Origin of the sequence: Vibrio harveyi (genome assembly GCF_030060435.1) — a bacterium.
GTDB lineage: Bacteria > Pseudomonadota > Gammaproteobacteria > Enterobacterales > Vibrionaceae > Vibrio > Vibrio harveyi.
Window position 1 is genome coordinate 3,014,442 of the sequence record NZ_CP125875.1, and the last position, 20,399, is coordinate 3,034,840.

Annotated in this window: 15 protein-coding genes and 5 tRNA genes; 6 read left to right on the plus strand and 14 right to left on the minus strand. The window is 45.5% G+C overall.

What is annotated here, in order from left to right; all coding sequences use genetic code 11:
* Positions 1-169: 169 nt before the first annotated feature.
* The 4 genes from QMY49_RS14245 to QMY49_RS14260 all read right to left on the minus strand — a co-directional run bounded on the left by QMY49_RS14245 (position 170) and on the right by QMY49_RS14260 (position 3,071).
* On the minus strand, positions 170-499 hold the full coding sequence (locus tag QMY49_RS14245) for an SMR family transporter (protein ID WP_005434604.1): 330 nt from the start codon (positions 497-499) through the stop codon (positions 170-172).
* 2 nt (positions 500-501) lie between these two features.
* Complete coding sequence (locus QMY49_RS14250) at positions 502-879, minus strand: SMR family transporter (RefSeq protein ID WP_005430013.1); 378 nt, start codon at positions 877-879, stop codon at positions 502-504.
* A gap of 203 nt (positions 880-1,082) precedes the next feature.
* The gene (locus QMY49_RS14255) at positions 1,083-2,009 is read right to left on the minus strand and encodes a LysR family transcriptional regulator (protein ID WP_283312111.1); all 927 of its coding nucleotides are present in this window, start codon (positions 2,007-2,009) and stop codon (positions 1,083-1,085) included.
* Positions 2,010-2,063: 54 nt separating this feature from the next.
* The gene (locus tag QMY49_RS14260) at positions 2,064-3,071 is read right to left on the minus strand and encodes a LacI family DNA-binding transcriptional regulator (protein WP_029789280.1); all 1,008 of its coding nucleotides are present in this window, start codon (positions 3,069-3,071) and stop codon (positions 2,064-2,066) included.
* Between the two features lie 231 nt (positions 3,072-3,302).
* Between QMY49_RS14260 and QMY49_RS14265 the strand changes: the two genes are divergently transcribed.
* The 5 genes from QMY49_RS14265 to QMY49_RS14285 all read left to right on the plus strand — a co-directional run bounded on the left by QMY49_RS14265 (position 3,303) and on the right by QMY49_RS14285 (position 11,177).
* Positions 3,303-4,655 carry a serine/threonine-protein kinase gene (locus QMY49_RS14265; RefSeq protein WP_283312113.1) on the plus strand — a complete coding sequence of 451 codons (1,353 nt, stop codon included), beginning with the start codon at positions 3,303-3,305 and terminating at the stop codon, positions 4,653-4,655.
* Between the two features lie 31 nt (positions 4,656-4,686).
* Positions 4,687-6,162, plus strand: coding sequence for a hypothetical protein (locus QMY49_RS14270; protein ID WP_050932939.1), 1,476 nt, complete (start codon positions 4,687-4,689; stop codon positions 6,160-6,162).
* Between the two features lie 2 nt (positions 6,163-6,164).
* Positions 6,165-6,737 carry a sigma-70 family RNA polymerase sigma factor gene (locus tag QMY49_RS14275; protein ID WP_005446332.1) on the plus strand — a complete coding sequence of 191 codons (573 nt, stop codon included), beginning with the start codon at positions 6,165-6,167 and terminating at the stop codon, positions 6,735-6,737.
* 4 nt (positions 6,738-6,741) lie between these two features.
* Complete coding sequence (locus tag QMY49_RS14280) at positions 6,742-8,283, plus strand: hypothetical protein (protein ID WP_283312116.1); 1,542 nt, start codon at positions 6,742-6,744, stop codon at positions 8,281-8,283.
* A 248-nt stretch (positions 8,284-8,531) separates the two neighbouring features.
* Entirely contained in the window at positions 8,532-11,177 is a 2,646-nt protein-coding gene (locus QMY49_RS14285) for a hypothetical protein (protein ID WP_283312117.1), read from the plus strand.
* A 58-nt stretch (positions 11,178-11,235) separates the two neighbouring features.
* Here QMY49_RS14285 and QMY49_RS14290 read toward each other — a convergent pair whose 3' ends face one another.
* From QMY49_RS14290 to QMY49_RS14310, 5 genes are all read right to left on the minus strand, one after another.
* Positions 11,236-12,222: an SPOR domain-containing protein gene (locus QMY49_RS14290; protein WP_053052793.1), complete on the minus strand. Its 987-nt coding sequence runs from the start codon at positions 12,220-12,222 to the stop codon at positions 11,236-11,238.
* A gap of 161 nt (positions 12,223-12,383) precedes the next feature.
* Positions 12,384-13,340: an ABC transporter permease gene (locus tag QMY49_RS14295; protein WP_005446340.1), complete on the minus strand. Its 957-nt coding sequence runs from the start codon at positions 13,338-13,340 to the stop codon at positions 12,384-12,386.
* Positions 13,341-13,342: 2 nt separating this feature from the next.
* Positions 13,343-14,320, minus strand: coding sequence for an ABC transporter permease (locus tag QMY49_RS14300; RefSeq protein ID WP_005446342.1), 978 nt, complete (start codon positions 14,318-14,320; stop codon positions 13,343-13,345).
* 144 nt (positions 14,321-14,464) lie between these two features.
* Positions 14,465-16,018 carry an ABC transporter substrate-binding protein gene (locus QMY49_RS14305; protein ID WP_005446344.1) on the minus strand — a complete coding sequence of 518 codons (1,554 nt, stop codon included), beginning with the start codon at positions 16,016-16,018 and terminating at the stop codon, positions 14,465-14,467.
* Between the two features lie 105 nt (positions 16,019-16,123).
* Positions 16,124-17,839, minus strand: coding sequence for an ABC transporter ATP-binding protein (locus QMY49_RS14310; protein ID WP_005446346.1), 1,716 nt, complete (start codon positions 17,837-17,839; stop codon positions 16,124-16,126).
* A gap of 686 nt (positions 17,840-18,525) precedes the next feature.
* Between QMY49_RS14310 and QMY49_RS14315 the strand changes: the two genes are divergently transcribed.
* Positions 18,526-19,251: an HAD family hydrolase gene (locus QMY49_RS14315; protein ID WP_283312121.1), complete on the plus strand. Its 726-nt coding sequence runs from the start codon at positions 18,526-18,528 to the stop codon at positions 19,249-19,251.
* Positions 19,252-19,718: 467 nt separating this feature from the next.
* Here the strand turns inward: QMY49_RS14315 and QMY49_RS14320 are convergent.
* The 5 genes from QMY49_RS14320 to QMY49_RS14340 form a co-directional block, all read right to left on the minus strand.
* Positions 19,719-19,795, minus strand: a tRNA-Pro gene (locus tag QMY49_RS14320).
* A gap of 64 nt (positions 19,796-19,859) precedes the next feature.
* Positions 19,860-19,935 (minus strand) — tRNA-His (locus tag QMY49_RS14325).
* A 47-nt stretch (positions 19,936-19,982) separates the two neighbouring features.
* Positions 19,983-20,059: transfer RNA gene (locus tag QMY49_RS14330), tRNA-Pro, on the minus strand.
* Positions 20,060-20,135: 76 nt separating this feature from the next.
* A tRNA-His gene (locus QMY49_RS14335) sits at positions 20,136-20,211 on the minus strand.
* 35 nt (positions 20,212-20,246) lie between these two features.
* Positions 20,247-20,323: transfer RNA gene (locus tag QMY49_RS14340), tRNA-Arg, on the minus strand.
* Between the last annotated feature and the right edge of the window lie 76 nt (positions 20,324-20,399).

The window sequence follows — 20,399 nt, forward strand, 5'->3', positions numbered from 1 at the left end:
AAATGAATCCGTCATTCCGACGAGCCTAGGCGAGATCAGGAATCTAATATCAAAGTGCTGTGAAGCGAGAGGAAACACCTCTGCCACAGCACTTTTTGTTGGTAGATTCTGAATCACGCTCGTCCCTCGCTGTTCAGAATGACGATATCTAGGATTCAGGCAAAGAACATCAAGCCGTCTTCATCACCACAACCGCCGCAATCACAACAAAGATACCAAACCAGCCAATCGGCTTAAGCTTTTGTTTGAACAGCAAAGCGCCACCAATCGCGGTACCTAAAATACCTATCGCGCCCCAAGAGGCATAGGCGATCGCAAGGTCGATCTCTTTTACCGCTTGAGCAAGCAAAGTAAACGCCGCCATCACCAAGACAATCGCAGTGATGCCCCACCCTCTGTGCTTAAAACCTTTAGAGCGAGTCAGCGCCATGTTCGCCATGATGTCGACCAACGCCGCCATAACAACAAATCCAAATGAAACAGTAAAAAATTGGCTCATGATTAACACCTCGCATTCGATGAGCTTGGCAACTCATCTTTTTGTTGAGGCTGACCGTGTGATTCACCGAGCGTCACACACACAATACCGACTACTGCCAGCGCCAAACCAAGCAACTGCTGCGTACTTAAGTTGGCATCAAATAAAACGATAGAAACCAGGGTAATCAAGGCGATACCCAAACCTTCCCATGTTGCGTACGCGACACCGATAGAGATTTTCTTTGCCGCTTTCGACAAGAAGTAATAGGAAATGGCGATCAGAACGTACATCACCAGATAGCCTTCCCACGCATTACTTTCACCAATAAACGACATCGTACTGGTACCGGCAACTTCGGCAACGATGGCAAGCAATAAAAATAGACGTGCAATGAGCATGATTCATCCTCCCCAGAAATTAAAAAACTGCATAACGGAGAATGGTGAATGTCCTTTAAGAATCAGACATTCAAAGAATTGATAAGATAAAAAGAGCCGCTTCTCCTGACTATTTGTAGTCAGATTAGCCCTTCTTCAGCAAAACAGACAGGTAATTGAGATATTCATTTTTGAATATCTCAAAGGGCAGTTTGTTTATCCGATCACGTTAATGGCGTATTGAGGGTTTGCTGCACCACTTGGTGCAAATGGCGGTGCAATGGGTGGTTGCGGTAGGTCTGTAAATAACCCCCAGAAACAACAAATTGGCTGAACTCTCGGTTGACCATCGGCATGGGATAAGAGGCAAGCTCGTGCATCAAATGTGCAGTACTTTGGCTGGCATACATGATGGCATCGGTCTCAAGCAGCATTTGGCAAGCGACACGCAAGTTGTAGGACTTAAGCAACACAACGGGCTCGTAACCCATGCGGCGATATTCCGATTCCACCGTGCATAGCGGGTTGTAAGACGCAGGTGCAGGCAAAGAGACCAGTGGCAATTCCGACACCGTATCCCAATCATTGCTGATTTGCGACAACGTCGGATGGTCTTTACGCGCCAAAATCACGCGCTTTTCAACAAATAATGGGCGCATGTAGATGTCTTTTGACAGCTCGGTTTCTTGGTCGAGAATGCAGTAATCGTGCTCGCCCTCTAACATCTCGTCTTGGGAATAAATGTTCCAACTTGAGAAAGCAAATGAGGCTTGAGGAAAGGCTTGATGGCAACCGCGCAATAAACGCTGACCTTGCTCGTCCATCAAATAAGGGTCAGTCACAATCGCAATCTGACCTTGGTATTCAAGTGGGTCGAATTCCGAAAACTCCTGCACTACTTTTTCTAGCGGAGACAACATGTTATCAAACTCCGCCGCTAAGCGAATCGCCATTGGGGATGGCTCTACCCCGTGTGCTTTACGCACAAACAGAGGATCATCAAACACATCTTTAAGTTTCATCACCCCGCGACTGGCACTGGGCTGCGAAATGCCAAGCTGCATCGCCGCCAACTTGATGCTACGGTTATCCACCACGGCTTTAAGTAAGCGCATTAAATTCAGGTCTAACGCATCAAGTTGATGTGGCATGCCCGTGTCCTTATCAGAAACGAATGATGAAAAATAAACGTGAGTCAGAGCGAGTTAGACGCTCTCGCCTGCTGTAATTTGATAGCCCATGTTCACGACCGTCTCGGCTTGCTCTTCACCCTTAAGGCGTGCAATCAATAGCTCGGCACTTTTCTCACCAATCTCGAAACGCGGTGTATCCACACTGGTTAGTTTCGGGCTAATAGTTTGCCCGATGTCCAATGCGTTGTAGCCCACCACCGCAAGTTGATCTGGCACTTTGATGCCGCGTTGCTGAGCACTCAACAAAGTACCAATCGCGATGTCATCGTTGGTACAAAATACGCCATCAAGTTCTGGGTACGTTGCCAGTGCGCGCTCCAATAAATCATGCGCTAGCGAGAAGCTTGAGTGATCACCCGTTAGCACGTGCTTTGGCTCCAACCCTGCTTCTATCATCGCACGATCGTAGCCCTGCATACGCAATTTAGTACGCGTATCCAAACGAGCACCGAAGTAAACAATAGTACGCTTGCCCGATTCCAACATGCGCTTTACGACGCTGTAAGAAGCGTCTTCGTGATCCATACCAACCGCCATATCTATCGGCTGCTCTGGCAATTCCATGGTTTCGACCACGGGCACACCTGCGTTTTTGATCATCTGCAAAGTGCGTTGAGTATGGTGACTTTCGGTTAGGATTAAGCCGTCAACTTGGTAAGAAAGCAGCGACGCGATTTTGCGTTCTTCTTCCAGCTCGTCATAACTAAAGTGCGCAAGCAGTGTTTCATAGCCATTAGCTTTAGTGACCGTTTCAATGCCCTGAACAAAAGACGCAAAAATTTGGTTGGACAGTGAAGGCAGTAAAATACCAATCGCTTTACTGGAAGACTTCGACAGCATCGCCGGAGCACGGTTTTCGATGTAGCCCATCTCTTCAATTACAGCGGCAATTTTCACTCGCGTTTTTTCTGCCACTGAGTCTGGATTGCGCATGTAACGCGAGACGGTCATTTTTGTTACGCCAACTTTGTCTGCGACATCCTGTAATGTCGTTCGTGCTTTCTTATTCTGCTGAGCCATAAATATCTAATTTATCAGTAATGTTACTAGTAACATTATGACGAATAGACTCCTCGTCGACAAGCTCGGCAAAATCCATCTGCTACATCATTAATAAAATCATAACCTTACCGCTCAAATAACCATCAAATTGCAATTCCAACATTGTGATTCAAAGCTGAATAAATAAATGACATTAATATTGAGTTTCTTATAAAATAGCGTACCTAAAACAATAAGATACGAAGTACAGTGCAGTTAGGCTCTAGCGAAACCCAGATTTACTATCACCTGCTTGATCTGGACGACTCTCAAAAGCAGCAATACCTCAACGAATTGCAGCAGAGTCAACCTGAGCTTTACCTCCAAATCGCTCCTCTTTTAGCTAGCGAAAACGAAGAAGAACAACTGATACAGTTGCTCGGCTTCGGCGCGAATTTGGCAACGAAACAAGAGGTCGACCTAACGGGCGAAGAAGTTAGCAAGTACCGACTCACCCACGAGTTAGGGCGTGGAGGTATGGGGGTCGTATATGCGGCACTGCGCGCTGACGAGACGTTCGAGCAAGACCTTGCGATCAAGTTCATCCAAACCAATCTCAGTAATGTATTAGGCAAACGCGCGCTGTTTGATGAAGCTCAGCTTCTGGCTCGTTTGAACCATCCTTACATTGCCAAAGTGTTTGATGGCGGCTTGCACGGTGATTCGGTTTACATCGTGATGGAACGCGTTTTTGGTCAGACCTTAGACTCGTATTTGTTGCTCACGCCAATGGAAGACGATGACAAGTTGTTGCTGTTTAAGCAGATTTGTCAGGCAATGGAACACGCCCACCAGCATCAAGTCCTGCATGCGGATCTCAAACCAGAAAACATCCTAATTGATCGCAATAAACGACCAAAACTGCTCGATTTCAACCTGACACAAAAGGTGCAATCAAACAGTGATGATTCGTCTCCGGCATTAATTGCCTTCAGTGAAAAATACGCCAGCCCAGAACAGCAAGCCGGAGCGTTTTTGACTGAGCAAAGTGATGTGTATTCACTGGGTAAGATTCTGGCGCTGATGTTTCCTGATCAGCCAATATGGTCAGATATTTATTGGGTGGTGAGACGCGCAACGCGAGCGAAAGCAAAGCAGCGCTACCTCAATGTTCGGACACTGCGCCAAGATATTGAATGTATTTTAGAACGACGCCCAATAGAGCAAAAGAAGCACTGGCCACTGTACAGTACGCTTCGTTTAGTACAACGCCGACCGCTGCCGTCGCTGTTGTCCGCAATCTTAGTGTTATCTGGTTTGCTGTTTGGTAACACTCTGATTCAAAAGAACATACAACTGCAACAAGAGAAGAAGATTGCAGAAGACATCATGTACGAAGTGACGCGCCTTGTCTTTCATGCCAAGGGGCAAAACGTCGAGCATATGTCCGTCAGTGCCATGATGGAACTGACACGCAGGCGGATTCTGTCTAACCCAGATATCCCCAAACACATAAAACAGAAAATGTTGTTGGCGATGATGACACCGGTGCCAGAGAAGCACCTCACTAAATCAATAAGTTGTCAGCCAAATTGTGCACCAAAGGGCCGCACTCAACAGTAAGGCTAAACATAAAAAAGGCTTAAAAATTAAAATGCACACACGTTCCATTGCGATCTGGCTGTCTGCGTTAGCGATAGCACCAGCATGGGCGAACTCTACTTCTACGACTCCGTCGGCAGAAGCGACAGCGCCTACCATAAAACAAGGTTTCTTCATCGATTCACCGGTAACTGGTCTGTATTACAAAACCAGTTCCAACCTGTCTGGTCACACAAACAAAGGCGCATTTCAGTATCGTCCTGGCGATGTCATCAGCTTCTTCCTCGGCAATGATGATAACGGCTACTTGCTCACCACAATGTCGAGCCAAGAAGTGCTCACACCGACCATGGCGACCACAAAACCCAGTCGCAGCATCAATATGACCCGCTTGTTGCTCTCTCTCGACAGCACTCCGGAAAACCGTCAAGAAATCGTGCTAATCAACAAGGTATTATCCGATCCAACCTTCCAAGCACAGCTCAAGCGTCTCGACCTCAATTTCCTAGATGACGCCAAACACCAACTCAATTTGGATTGGGTTTCGGTGCAAGAAGCGGTTGAACATCTAAATGAAAGCCAACGCTACATCGAAAAGAACTTCGCCTCAAATGAGATCATTTTTGAGCCTCGTGACGTGCGATTTAAGAACATCATCATCAAGAAAAAGGATTGGCAGGGTCGCGCCTGTGCATTCGATATTCGCTATCAACACCACCCGCGTTACCGCCCACCAATTGGCGAGATTAACTTCACCATCACTAAAGAGAGCCTGATTCAACATCCAAGTGTTGGCGACTACTTCCAAGGCTGTTTCCTAGCACTTAACCAGAGCGTAACCGAAGAAATTGTCGAACCGATTGAAAAGTTCTCTGAATGGGAAAGCTTGGTCGGATGCGCCGATTCAGGCTGTACCCGTAGCGACCTTAATGGCTTCTCGTTAGAAGATTATGACGATGAAGGCGATTGGAAATATCGATCGGTTGCACTCAACTTCGATCCGAGCACCCAGCTATTAATGGAAAAAGTACAGGGGTTGGGACCAAACGAGCACGTTAAGCACCACAACCGTACTGAGATGTTGTGGTTTACCTATCCTGACTCTGTCGATAGCGAAATTGCCTACCAAGGTGTATGGCAACAAACTCAATACCTACAAGACTCAATGAAGCAGTCGTGTCTACTAATGCGTCATAACCAAGTGTTGCGTTTACCTGTCGATGCCGTTGCCTGCCCTACAGATACCAGTCTATACACCCAAGATGTCACCAACGAGTATTTGGACATGTGGTGGGTCAACAATGACCAGCCAAGTGCTGAACTCGCGCAAATGAACGTAATGGTGCGTTGGTCACCAACCCCAGCAGAAATCAACTACACCACGTGGGAATACCTACCTGCAGGCAAAAGCTGGGAGCAAGGCATTTTGTATCGTTACCAACAAGACATTAGCCGTAATCGCGATGGTTCTGATCGCGTTGAAACCTATTCCATCTCTGAGTTTGTAAAAGTAAGTGAGGATGTATAGCAATGACTTCTAAATCTACTCTGACGCAAATTATCCAACAGTGGCAAGCAGGCGATAAACAGGCGGAAAGTGAGTTGTACCAATTCGCTTACCTACAACTGCGTAAAATTGCTCAACAAGAACGCGAGCGCAACGCAGAGAAATACGGAACCGACAATAAGGTACTGTCGGACAGCGTAAACAGCACCACCGCGCTGATCCATGACGCGTATTTAAAGATGTCTAACTGCGACATGAGTGAGATTGAAACCAAGCGCGATTTCTTCTTAATGGCAGCCAAAGTAATGCGCCAAATCCTGATCGACAACGCTCGCTCACATCAAGCGCAAAAACGCCAACACATCACGCTGATGAAAGAAGAAGAAGATCGCTTCGAGCAACTCATCATCATGGATAAAGCACTCGATAACTTTAGTGTGCGCTACCCGCGCCAATCCAACGCGTTAAAGCTCAAATATCTGATGGGCATGAAAAACCAAGAGATCTGTGAACTGCTCGAATGCAGCGCCAGTTTGATTGAAAAAGACCTTAAGTTCTCCCGCAGTTGGCTGCAATCAAGAATGGCACACGCGTAAAATCATGAAGAAGAAATACTGGATTGCAGGTGCATTGAGTACCTGCTTGATGGCGCTTTACTGGCTAACAGACGAGCAAACCACAGTTGCGGCTGCCAACATACAACCAGCGAATAATAACGAGAAAAAGAGAAATACGCCTCACGGAGAACGCACTTCCCTTATCGAAGTAAAACAGGCACTCACCGCATCTGCATTGGAAAGAAGCAATGAACTGGCGTTTGAAAAAGCGCTTGAATCCACGTTGTCAGACCGTCCTGATCAGGTTGAAGATGCCTTGGGATCATTGGAGGCCAATTACTCCCAAAACCTAACGATAACCTACATCAGTGAATCTGCACACGACGATGCAACAGAGAACGGCAAGCCGATAATAAACCTAGCGGTTGAGCAGCAATTACAAACCATTATCTATAGTTGGGAACTGACACAAAACAACCCTATCAACTACTCATTAGGGTTGGAACAGCTGTTCGAAGATCCAGAAGGAGACTTACTCACCACGCGAATTTGGCTAGAAAACGCCAACGGACTGAGCGTTCTCAACCAAGGGCAAATCATGCTGCAAGGCGCGCCAAAAGACTTCAACCAAACCACATATTTGGCAGTCTCTGCACGTGATGACCACCACGGGACAGAAGATCACGCTTGGGTCACGACACGCTTCGAGCTGCCAGCAGTCACTGCAGAGCAGAACGATACAGAACATCCGCTCATTGATGGTGTGGTATATCGCCTTGAAACCACAACGTTGCTCGGTGGACGCAAGTACCCTTACGAAGTAGTGTACTGTGAAGCATTTAAATTCATTGATGATGAAGTTTTTTATGCTGCTTCAAGCAACAAAACTCGCTGCCCAGACGAGCATAAGCTGAATAAAGTCGGGGAATACCAGATCAGTGATGACTCATTGATCATCCACATCAAAGGTAGCCGTCAGATCTGGACTACGAAGAAAACCTACCGGTCACGAGTTCACAAAGACACTGAGAACTACTTTATTACCGTCTTTGATAACAATCGTTTCGAAAGCTACACCATGCAAAAAAACAAGCGCTCAATGGAAGAGCGTTTGAACGTCAATACTGGAAAAGAGCTGTATCAGTCCGCCCTATTTGATCTGCTCATTCCGACTGCCGGTGGTTATCGCCATGCGCTCGCGGGTAACTATATTTTTGACCGAAGGCATGCTCAAGGTAGTGAGTATTACGACGGTTTCGACTCAGATCTCAACATAGTCACGTCTAATAGCGACTTATTTGCTCATGAATTCTGTCAGTTTTGGGACACCTCAATCCTTGCAGGTGAAGGGATGTTTAGCGAGGTAATTTCTTACTCCAATAATACCGATTGCGCGACTGCACCTAAGCCATCCGCATACGCTTATGTCTACTTCAACAATGATTATCATGCTAATGATGAGTTTATTCAGGGGGAGGTTTATAGCTACATCCTACGCCCATTTCCTCAGTACGCGAGCAAAGTAGAAGAGCTAAAAATAAACATGATTTACCACTACCCAAAAAATACAGCAGCCTATAAATAAACCAAAACAACACAAGTCATTGTTTATAAAGACCTAAATTTAAAGTTAATTGATATTTTTATTGATAGAAATTCCAAGAAAAAATATTCCAAAAATTTTTACGGTTTTTCTTTGGTTTTCCGTGTCTTGAAGCCGCTTCCAAATCCGATTAAAAATGCGCAGCTTTTCTAATCTCACTAGTGAGATTAGAAAATAAAACAATAAAAAGCGACTTTCTCATTCGGAAACGAAACAAGGACAAATAAACAATGAATAAGGTGAGTTTACTAGCAGCGTCAGTGGCTATCGCGCTAACCGGTTGTGGTGGTTCAGATAGTGGTTCAAGCAACAACAACTCTGGTGTAGTGATTACAGGCTTTGATGGCTACTTCAAAGAAGCAGTCGTTTTTGAAGATGTAAACAACAATGGAAAGCTAGATAGCAACGACCCAATTATTGGTCTAACCAATGATGAGGGTAAGGTGACGCTAACAGACAAACAATACTCTGCTGAAAAGAACCTTGCGATTCAAACCATTATTCCGGGTGGTACTGTTCAAGCTGAACTGATTGCTCGCGATCCACAACTTTTTGCTGGCACATACACGGTTGATATGGACAACCCAACCCAAGCTATGGCTCATGAGGTTGTATTCCGTACACTTCCGGGTGAGAAAGTTATCTCTCCGCTGACTGACCTTGTTGCAATCCAAGCTGGTGCTAACCCAACACCAGAAAAAATCCAAGCAGCGAAAAACAAAGTAAATGAGACATTAGGTATCGAGGGTGATACTGCATTTACTGATGTAATCGCCGCTAACAATACCGCTTTACATAAAACGGCTCAGATTCTAACCGAGTCTAAAGCACAAGCAAAAGACAGCTACTCTGCAGAAACCGCTATTGCAATTGCCAATAAAGCAACTGACGTCGTTAATGATAAAAACAACGCAGACAAACTAGATGATCCAAACTTCAAACCAGTTATTGAAGTCAACAATGGCGTAGTTAGCGAACCCGTTATCAACAGCAAGTTATTTGCAAATGAGAGCGTTGTAAAAGCTATCAATACAGAACTGAAGCCTCTTGATAGCCACTCAATCAATTTAGAACTGCCTCTTGCTGCTGGCGATCTTGCCCTTTTTGAAGATGACGATAACAAAAACATCGACATCACAGTAAGCGTCATCACACTTGATGGTTCTGTGGTCAAAAATCTAACAACTACGGCTATCAATGGTGGCAAGTTAACGATTTCAGGTGAGCTAACTCCAGTTCGTCCTGCTTACCAAATCAAGCTAACGGCAACTGACTACAACTCACAAGAACAAGATAAGTCCTTTGGTGCTGTAACAACCGCTTTCGACCTACAAGTAAACGTTGAAAATCCAGCGCCAACAATCAACACAGAAGCCGCTGATACAATCGAAGAGTGGATTGACAGTATTGAGCTATACCAAGGTGTTGAAGTTCAGAATGAACAATTCCGTATTGACAACTTGTTCTCTGACGACGAAAAGCTTGCATTTAAAGCATACACATCTGTTGATGGCTTAGTACTTGAACTTGTAGAAACACAAGGTCAGACTGAGCTGAAAATCACAGGTAAGCCATCTCGCGTTTACCCTGAAGGTCAAACAATCACGATCTCTGCATTTGACGGTATCAATACGACTTACAAAGTCTTCGAGCTAGATGACATTGAAAAACAACCTGAAGCATCGATTGAAATTGATCGCGGTGATCTTGCAGAACTTCAACAAGAAATCACAGTACAGCTAACAACACTAAAAGTTGGTGAAGCTGTTGATGCAGATTTCAATATTACTGAAGTCTTTGAAGCTCAGCACACGTCAGGTGCAATCGAATACTACGCTGGTACAGAAGAAGATGAGTACGCAACAACCGTTCCGGGTCTAAAAGTCAATGTTGATAACAACGGCACACTGACGCTTTCTGGCACACCAACTAGTGCAACGAAAAACGGTTCATTCGTGATTGCGGCAGGTGTAAACCCAGATGCTGACGATGCCGTAATTTCTGAATACGTAACGATCACACTGCCAAACGTTCAACCAGCAGATGACGTAACACCTCCTCCTGCAGGACATCCGCTAGAAGGTAAGTTCCTACATTTCGTAGAAATTGGTCACAATGGTACTAACTTCGCTAAAGGATGGTGTGACTCAATCTACCTAGATGTGAACACGAAAACGATGTACTGGAACGATCGAGATAGCGACAATCTATCAACTTGTGACACAGACATGTCAGAGTTTACAGAAGGTGTCCCATACACAATCGTTGATGGCAAAATTATCTCCCAAGAAGATGGTATGAAAATGACATTGGATGTCATCAAACAACACTCTTTTGATGACGACGAGCATTTCCTCGTGTCATTCACAGATGAAGAAGGCGATGAAAAATCAACCGAGCTGTATTCTTACCACACAAATGCTCAATATGTCGAAGAAGCGCTTAACAACGACGTTAGCGAATCTCAAGAAGATGCTAATTGGGTAGACCGTGAAACATTCATTGCGATGCCATCTGAAGAAGGCGCAAATGATATTGTGGTAACTGAACTGAAAGTTTCTGGCATCGTTCAACAATTTGATTACCAAGGCAGTCCATACACTTCAGCTTCAATCTATGGTCGTAATGCAAAAACTTGTGAAATCCTAAAAGATATCTATCTCGACTACGGTCGTATCCAAGTTCACGGTGACAGCTACAGTGCTGACAACTACTTCAGCAGCCAACCACAATATAGAGATGCTGAAGGCTCTTGTTACATCGATTTCATGCCTTTAGATCATTCAGCAGCAATTCCTGCGGGGCTTTACACTATCGAAGCCACTCCAGAGCGTACTGATGAAGCAGAACGCATTATCTTTAGTTTTGAAAAGTGATAACTAGAAGCTCATAAACACGAAGCCCCGCTCTTGCGGGGCTTTTTTAATCCATTTTTTACTTCACGCAAATCACGTTAAGCAACGAGGTGCCCGTTAGCTGATTTGGCTCTCGGTCAGCAAACAAGCCCTTTTTATCTTTACCCCAGTAAGGTAACTGCAAAGGCCACTTGTTCTTCTCCATCACGCCAGAATCGCGCAATGTTTTAAACTCTGACGCAGTTGCTAAGTGCATTCCTAGCTGTTGGCAAACTTTCATTGAGCTTGAGTAGCTAAGACGATTCCATGGTTTTCCATGTTCCATGTAGAACTGGTTGTTGTTCTCGATTAAATACGGCACCACAAATGTCTTGCCCTTCAGTACCGTTTTCAAACGCACTTCAACGTTGTCATTCTTGATAGTTGGTTGAGCTGGCTTGGTCATTTTAGCTGGCTTAGCGGCAACTGGTTCTGGCGACTTTGGCTTTGGCGCAACTTTCGCAGGCGCATCTTTTGTCTTAAATGCGTCCGTATTAGCACGAGTAGCAGCTGGTACGACAGGTGTTACAGGTTTTTCCACTGGCTTGGTCATTGGCTTAGTCTGTTTCGCAGGGACTGTGCCACCTTTACCAACCACACGAATAAATGCTTCTTTATAGGTCGACAAGGTTTTGACTCGTTGCAAGTCCTGAGATGCTTTAGCAAATTCCGTATAAGGACCAATGAGGCAACGATAGCCTTTTTGTTCTGGCTTCATCCAAACATCGGTGGTGATTTTGCCGTAAATCGGCTTTGCTTTGGCTAAAGACATCGGTTTTGGCAATAGACCACACTGGATCCAGAAGAAATCATTGCCTCCTTGCGGCACTTTCTTTCCCCATAGCCCTTTACCGATCGGGCAAGATTGCTCAAGCACAGGCAATTCTTTATTGCTGGCCTGAGAGGCTTGGCAAAGAAATTCACTCGCCAAAACCGGAGTCGAAAATTGAGCGCACGCCACCAGCAGCCCAAGGCTCAAGCCAGATTGGACGATACGGGAGGAATGTAGTGCCTTTTTCATTTCCATAGCTTCACTCTAAACAGTAGGTGATGAAATTATCGCGACAGAGCGTCAATAAAACATGCATAAAAAGTGATAAGCAAAAAAAGAGCCGGAATTGCATCCGGCTCTCAGTTTAGAAAGAAATTTATTAAATAGGCAAATAATACGTCGATTTTATCGCGTCATTAACCCTTGTAGATTTTCGGGTTGAACACGTCACGTAACCAGTCACCCAGTAGGTTAATCACCAGTACCAATGTCACTAGCACGATTCCTGGGAAGGCGGTAATCCACCACGCACCAGAGAAGATGTAGTTAAAACCAATACTGATTAGTGCACCCAATGATGGCTGGTCTACTGGCAAACCTAGACCAAGGAATGACAATGCCGCTTCTGACATGATTGCGTTTGCTACCTGTACCGTCGAGATAACCAAGATTGGTGATAGGCAGTTCGGAAGAATGTGACGGAACATGATTCGCGGTGCTTTAAAGCCCATCACTCGTGCCGCTTCTACGTATTCTTTCTTCTTCTCAGCCAGTACTGAAGCACGAATGGTACGTGCATATTGCGGCCACTCCGCCACACCAATAATCACGACAAGCATGACTACCGCGTATTGGCTGTAAAAATCACTGCCAAAGCTGGCTTTAAAGATAGCTGACACGATGATCGCAACCATCATGGTCGAGAACGACAGCTGAACGTCAGCAAAACGCATCAAGAAACTATCAATACGACCACCAAAGTAACCTGCTGACAAACCAATGATGATACCCAGCATAAGCTGAAGACCAACCGCGAGGAAGCCGATCGTCAAAGATAAACGAGAGCCGTAAAGAATGGTCGACAAAATATCACGACCTTGCTCATCAGTGCCCAATACGAAACGCTCATCGCCATCTTCCATCCAAGATGGAGGTAGCTCTGAGTCCATGATGTCGATAGACGTCAAATCGTATGGGTCAGTTGGAGCTAGAATCGGTGCTGCTACAGCCAAGACTAAAAACATCATGAAGACGGTAAAACTTGCCATCGCAACTTTGTCGCGCTTGAAGTAATACAAGAAGTCCGACTCTTTGAAACGCTGCCAGGCTGACGGTGCGGCAGCAGGAGCTGGTGTTACATTTGATTGGCTCATGATTAAGCTCCTTTTCCAGTTAGGTTCACAGTTGGGTTGATGATGCCGTACAGCAAGTCAACGATGGTATTAGTTACCACGAAGATCAGACCAACAAAGATAACGTAGGCAGTGATCAACGGTGTATCTACACGGTTGATTGCCTCTAGGAAAAGAAAGCCAGTACCCGGCCATTGGAACACGGTTTCTGTCAGAATGGTGTATGCCACCATGGTACCAATTTGCACACCACCAACCGTCAATACAGGTAGCATGGTGTTTTTAAGTGCATGTTGGTAATAAATCTTTTGTAAGTTCAAGCCTTTCGCTTTGGCGAACTTAATGTACTCAGAGCTCAGTACTTCCAGCATTTCTGAACGCACCAAACGGATGAACAACGGCAGCATGATAGATGCGAGTGCAATACACGGCAGGATCAGGTGCTTAATACCATCGATGGTAAAGAAGCCAGACTCCCATCCGAGTATATTAGACGTTTCACCCCGTCCAAAGGAAGGTAGCCAACCGAGTTCTATGGAGAAGACGTACATCAACATGATTGCGGTTAAGAACACCGGAATCGAGATGCCGACACTACTCATCGCCATAACGAATTTTGTAAAAATACTCTTCGGATGTATCGCTGAGTACACCCCAAGCGGTATAGAGAAAACAATGATAATGAGCGTCGCACCAAACACGAGCTCTAATGTAGCCACCAGCTTATCGAGGATGACCTCAACTGCAGGTCGCTTGAAGAAGTAAGACGTACCTAAATCACCTTGCAGCGCATTGCTCACAAAGCGAGTGTACTTTGTGATAAAGGGATCGTTCAGGCCCAGTTCGTCACGCAGCGCTTGACGCTCCGCTTCTGAAACCGACTGACCTACAAGCTCACGTAGCGGGTCACCCAGGTTATCCTGAATGGCAAACGCCACCAAACTGATCACAAACATCACTATCAGTGCCTGAAACAGGCGCTTGACCAGAAACGAAAACATTCCTTGCCCCTTAACTATCCATAGATCTCTATTCAGAGAGAAAATTCAGTCTAAAAACAACTCAGTCCGACTGAAACAAAACTGAGCCGAGTACGTAGAGTTGAGGAGGGACATCCATCCCTCCTCAACATCGACTAACCGTGATTATTCAACCACTAGGTCACCGAAGTAAGGCATTACCATTGGGTTAACGATGTCTGCAGCTTTCACGTTAGACTTCGCGCCCCAGGCTTCACTTTGCCAGTGTAGCGGTACGAATGCAGCGTCGTTGTACAACGTTGCTTCAACGCCTTTCAGCATTTCTGCACGTTTAGCTGGATCCGTTTCTACGTTTGCCGCTTCAACCACTTTGTCCATTTCTGGGTTAGAGTAATGACCACAGTTGTACTGACCACGACCTGTCTCTTCGTTACGTGTCATGGTTAGGAACTCGTTGAAGTTTGCTGAATCTTCTGTATCTGAGTGCCAACCGATCATCAACATGTCTGCCGCACACTTGTCGAACTCAGGCCAGTATTGCGCTTTAGGCATAGTCTTCAGGTCAACCTTGATGCCGATCTTAGACAGCATTGCCGCCGCCGCTTGTGCCACTTTCGCATCGTTCACATAGCGGTTGTTTGGTGCAATCATCGTTAGCGTAAAGCCATTCTCGTAACCCGCTTCTTTCATCAGCTGTTTTGCTTTCTTAAGATCGTAGCGAGGAACCAGCTTGTCATCATGACCAACGTAGCCTGCCGGGCTTTGCTGACCAGCAGCTGTTGCGAAGCCTTTCATGATTTTTTTCACGATGCCTTCGTTATTGATTGCGTGAACAATCGCTTGGCGCACGCGAACGTCTTTCAGTGCTTCGTTGTTGCTTTGGTTCATTTGGAACGTGATGATACGCGTACCAGGTAGTGTTACTAGATCGATACCTTTTGCGTCTTTCACACGTTTGTGATCGTTTGGCGCTACTGGGTGGATCATATCAACACCGCCAGAAAGCAGTGCTGCAACACGAGTCGCGTCTTCTTTGATCGGAAGTAACGTCAGTTTGTCTACGTTACCTTTCGACTCTTTATCCCAGTAATCTTTGAAACGTTCGAATTCTACTTTTACGCCCTGCTCACGAGCCGTCACGATAAACGGACCAGTACCAGAAACGTGTGTTGATGCAAATGAGTTACCATGCTTCACTAGCTCAGACTTGTCTTTACCATCTTCGGTTTTACCCGTGTAGAACTTGCTGTCCATTGGGAAGATGTACGTTGCTGTTTGTAGCACTAGCGGGTAAGGCCCTTTAGTCACTAGATCAACCGTGTAATCATCCACTTTCACGATTTTTTCGTACGGGTCAAAGATAGCTTTGAAGTCTGGAGAGCTTTGTAGACGTTCGAAAGTCCACACAACGTCATCCGCTGTCATGTCGTTGCCTGAGTGGAACTTAACGCCTTGACGAAGTTTGAAACGAACCGTCGTATCATTGATACGCTCCCAGCTTTCCGCTAGGCGAGGTTCAAAGTCCATGTCCTGTGTGAAACGAACTAGAGGGTCAAATACCATGTGTGACATTTGCAGCGTACCACCTGATAGCTGCTCGTGCGGGTCTAGAGATACTGGGTCAGCTGCATAGCCAACTTTGATATCTGCTGCCAATGCGTTAAAGCTTAGACCTGCTGCCATTAGCGCCACTGCTAACTTGCTTTTCATGGTTTTCATTTGCATAACTCCTTCATGCGGGAATTCGAATCCCTTGTTGTGTTTGCGTCTTTGTTATGACTAAGGTTTGTTGACCTTGATGGTCAGCCAAGCGAAAAACTTGGTTTATGCCGTTTTGATTTCTTCTCTCAAACCTGTGAATTCAGGCATCAGAGAAATCAGTTTCTTACTGTATTCATGCTGAGGAGCAGTAAACAATTGCTCTGTCGGAGCCACTTCCAGTAGCGTACCCATCTGCATCACACCTACTCGGTCACACATCTGACGAATAACCGGTAAGTCGTGACTAATAAACAGCATGGTGAGATTCAGTTCACTTTGCAGATCTTTCAGCAAGTTTAGAATTTGTGCCTGTACCGATACATCCAACGCAGATGTTGGTTCATCACAAATCAGTAATCGAGGGCGGGTCGCCAGCGCACGCGCAATTGAGATACGCTGACGCTGACCACCGGAGAATTCATGAGGGTATTTCACACCTGCCATTTTGCCTAAACCTACGTGATCAAGTAGGTCATTCACAATCTGGCGCGTTTCCGCTTCATTTTTCGTTAGCTTATGGAAACGAATTGGCTCCGCGATGATGTCAAAAATCTTCATTCGCGGGTTCATTGAGGTATATGGGTTTTGGAAAACCATCTGCATCTGACGACGCAATGGGCGGCGTGCTTTTTCCGATTTAAGCGCCGTCAGGTCAATGCCTTCAAAGCTTACTTGACCTGAGTTTGGTTCATACAAACCAGCAATCACACGTGCGATGGTCGATTTACCTGAACCAGATTCACCCACCAAACCAAACGTCTCACCTTCATGCACTTCAAAGCTAACATTGTTTGATGCTTGCACGTATTCACGGCGGCTTTCAAACAATGAATCTTTGGTTACAAAACGCAGGTTAACGTTCTTCACATCCAATAAAGGACCTGTGTACTCACGTTGGTCTTGGCTTTGACCCAACCAGTGATTCTTAATGTCTAGCTCTTGTAACTCTGTCGCTTCTTCGATGTAGCTCACCAATGGGAAACGATCGAGCTTTACATCAGAACGCGGAACGGCAGAAATCAAGCTGCGCGTATATGGGTGATCAGGGTCGCCCAATACCTTAGCTGTAGGACCAAACTCCACCAAATCGCCACGGTACATAACCGCCACACGGTCAGTCACGTTTGAAACCACGCCCATGTCGTGCGTAACCAACATACAACCTACGTTGTTCTTGATACACAGTTCGCGGATAAGGTTTAGGATTTGGTCTTGAATAGATACATCGAGCGCTGTCGTTGGCTCATCGGCAATGATAAGGTCTGGCTCACCAGCCAAAGCGATAGCAATAACCACACGCTGACGCATACCGCCAGAAAATTGATGCGGATACTGCTTAAGACGGTTTTCAGGTTGAGGAATGCCAACCTGCTGCATTAGAGAAAGCGCACGTTGATACGCCTCTTCATCCGACACCTTCATGTTGGCGTGAATGGTCTCTTTCAATTGCTGCTCAACCGTAAATAGAGGGTTAAGTGAGGTCATTGGATCTTGGAAGATAAAGCCAATCTTAGAGCCGCGAACCTTACGCATCGCTTCCGGTGTTAAACCAGAAATTTTCTCCCCATCAAGGTACACGTCGCCACTAGCAACACGTCCCGGAGGACTAAGCAAATCAATAACGGCGTTACCAACGGTGGATTTACCCGCACCTGATTCGCCAACAACACCCACAATTTCGCCACGATCGATATGAAAAGAAAGCGATTTCACGGCCGCATGGACACCGTGACGGGATGGATATTCAATACGAAGGTTTTTCACCTCTAATAGTGACATTTCAGACCTCTACTGCCTTGTCTGTGGTATCGAATCGCGCAATAAAAGCGCCATTCATCACCTGAATGAATCCGTTCAAATTCAGAATAATACTCTGAAATCTTAATGCGGAGACAATTTGGCAAAAATCACACAAAAAAGCAACAATTAAAGTATATTCCGCCGAAAAAACATTATTTACACGCACAATGAGCGAATAGAAATGCATTAACAAGTATTTAACCATTTTCATAACACCCCATTTTTGTGCGATACGCACCAATAAAAACAGAAAAATGCTCTAAAATTACGCATAAAGTCACTATTGATAGTATCCCTATTATTCACGCGTCATTATTAACATTAACCAAACAATATTCCGTTCTTATTGGGATATTTCGACATAAAATGTTACTAACAAAATAGTCTGCATACATAAAAAGCCAAAATTCACTCTAGTAAACAAAGGCGAAAACGTGAGCAGTTCAGCAAAACAAATGAAATCTGTCACCTACCCCAAGTTATGCGTCTGTTATGCGATTTTGTGATTAAGCTAATTTTCTATGGATTTAAAACACTCTCCGAACTGGGAGCTTTGGTGGGGGAAAAGAGAAGTTCAGCCATCAGTTTTACGCTTTCCACTGTCATTTTGAGTGAGATCAGCGATAATCAAGCTCCAACATCGAGTAGTGAATGAAGGAGCCCCTGTGCTTAAAGCGATATTTTTTGATATGGACGAAACGTTATGCGGCACATCTCAAGCCGATAAAGTGGCAGGACAAGAATTTGCTGCTTGGATTGCTCAAAATTACCCGCAAGTCGCCGATTCAACTGCTTTTGTTCAGCGCTACTTGCAAGGCGTATACAAAAAGCTCAATAACGAATTTCCTCAACTTATTGCTCTACTGCCAGATGAAAATGCCTTCCGCTGCGGTTTAATTCAGGCCATCTTGGCAGAGCAAAGTATAGAGATTGATACAGAAAAGGCTCAACAGGCGCAGAGCTATTTTGACTCGGCTCGCATGGGGGCTTTTGACTTCTTCCCTAGCGTAAAAGAGATGCTGACCGAGCTACGTCAACACTACAAATTAGTGGTGATCACTAACGGTCCAATCTTCTCACAGCACCCAAAACTCAAAGCAACACAAATGAGCGAATGGGTTGATCACATTATCGTCGGTGGGGAAGAGCCAGAAGAGAAGCCAGCAGCCAGCATTTTCCGCAAAGCACTCAACCTTGTGGATGCAAAGCCAGAAGAGGTGATTCATATTGGCGACTCTCTACCAGCAGACATTGCGGGTGCCAACAATATGGGTATTCTGAGCGTGTGGGTAAACGCAACAGGTACGGAAAATACAACCGATATCAAACCCAACTATCAAGTGCGAGAGACGGTTGAGCTGAATGAAATCCTAAAAACGCTCGCTCAGTAAAGCGCTTAATTCAAGAAACACATAACCCCAGCCAACGTGCTGGGGTTTCTTTTATCAGCTCGAATCGCATTTAGATCATAGGTGACCAAAACCTTCCAGAGCTGTACATGTTTACTGATATTGAAATGGAATGCAGATTTTTTAGGGTGAGAAATACAAAAAAGCCCCAATCTTTCGACTGAGGCTTTAAATAGCGGTCGATGAAGAGCCATATTCTAACTTCAGGCGAACCCCATATGGGTTCAAATCCATTGAAATATTGCCGACTCATCTAGTCCAAGTGAGATCATAAGCTCTAAAACAACGAAAGCCTGCTAAAAATCAGACTTTCTAATAGTGGTCGGTGAAGAAATTCGACGCGGCAGGGCTCCCTGCGGACTGGCGTTCCAGCCCACGTCCCTCAGGTTCCAACATTCTAAATTTCAAATGTAAAAAAGCCCCAGTCTTTCGACTGAGGCTTTAAATAGTGGTCGGTGAAGAGGGATTCGAACCCCCGACCCTCTGGTCCCAAACCAGATGCGCTACCAAGCTGCGCTATTCACCGAACTGTATTTTCTGATTCTCTCAAATCAGACAGGATACTTCAACTAAGAAGTCACCTAAATTAATGGGGTGGCTAACGAGATTCGAACTCGCGACCACCGGAATCACAATCCAGGGCTCTACCAACTGAGCTATAGCCACCATCAATTTTGCTGTTTATCGCTCTATTATAGCCATAAACTAAATAGTGGTCGGTGAAGAGGGATTCGAACCCCCGACCCTCTGGTCCCAAACCAGATGCGCTACCAAGCTGCGCTATTCACCGACGAATTTTGTTTCGACTCTTGGGATATTTGAATCAAAACTGGAAACTTCACTAATTTAATGAGTTACCGAAATAATGGGGTGGCTAACGAGATTCGAACTCGCGACCACCGGAATCACAATCCAGGGCTCTACCAACTGAGCTATAGCCACCACTATTGTTCGTGCCTTTAATTTGTATTCCGGAATGGCACGCCCGAAAGGATTCGAACCTTCGACCTTTGGCTCCGGAGGCCAACGCTCTATCCAACTGAGCTACGGGCGCATGCCCCATCGGCGGAGAGGAATAATACGGATATCACACTATGCCGTCTAGTACTTTTTTTACTTTTTTTCTCGTT

Coding starts and splice junctions, on each gene's coding strand:
- QMY49_RS14245 (WP_005434604.1), bottom strand. CDS start 499: ATGAGCCAATTTTTTACTGTTTCATTTGGATTTGTTGTTATGGCGGCG.
- QMY49_RS14300 (WP_005446342.1), bottom strand. CDS start 14,320: ATGTTTTCGTTTCTGGTCAAGCGCCTGTTTCAGGCACTGATAGTGATG.
- QMY49_RS14270 (WP_050932939.1), top strand. CDS start 4,687: ATGCACACACGTTCCATTGCGATCTGGCTGTCTGCGTTAGCGATAGCA.
- QMY49_RS14285 (WP_283312117.1), top strand. CDS start 8,532: ATGAATAAGGTGAGTTTACTAGCAGCGTCAGTGGCTATCGCGCTAACC.
- QMY49_RS14310 (WP_005446346.1), bottom strand. CDS start 17,839: ATGTCACTATTAGAGGTGAAAAACCTTCGTATTGAATATCCATCCCGT.
- QMY49_RS14260 (WP_029789280.1), bottom strand. CDS start 3,071: ATGGCTCAGCAGAATAAGAAAGCACGAACGACATTACAGGATGTCGCA.
- QMY49_RS14250 (WP_005430013.1), bottom strand. CDS start 879: ATGCTCATTGCACGTCTATTTTTATTGCTTGCCATCGTTGCCGAAGTT.
- QMY49_RS14255 (WP_283312111.1), bottom strand. CDS start 2,009: ATGCCACATCAACTTGATGCGTTAGACCTGAATTTAATGCGCTTACTT.
- QMY49_RS14280 (WP_283312116.1), top strand. CDS start 6,742: ATGAAGAAGAAATACTGGATTGCAGGTGCATTGAGTACCTGCTTGATG.
- QMY49_RS14305 (WP_005446344.1), bottom strand. CDS start 16,018: ATGAAAACCATGAAAAGCAAGTTAGCAGTGGCGCTAATGGCAGCAGGT.
- QMY49_RS14290 (WP_053052793.1), bottom strand. CDS start 12,222: ATGGAAATGAAAAAGGCACTACATTCCTCCCGTATCGTCCAATCTGGC.
- QMY49_RS14275 (WP_005446332.1), top strand. CDS start 6,165: ATGACTTCTAAATCTACTCTGACGCAAATTATCCAACAGTGGCAAGCA.
- QMY49_RS14295 (WP_005446340.1), bottom strand. CDS start 13,340: ATGAGCCAATCAAATGTAACACCAGCTCCTGCTGCCGCACCGTCAGCC.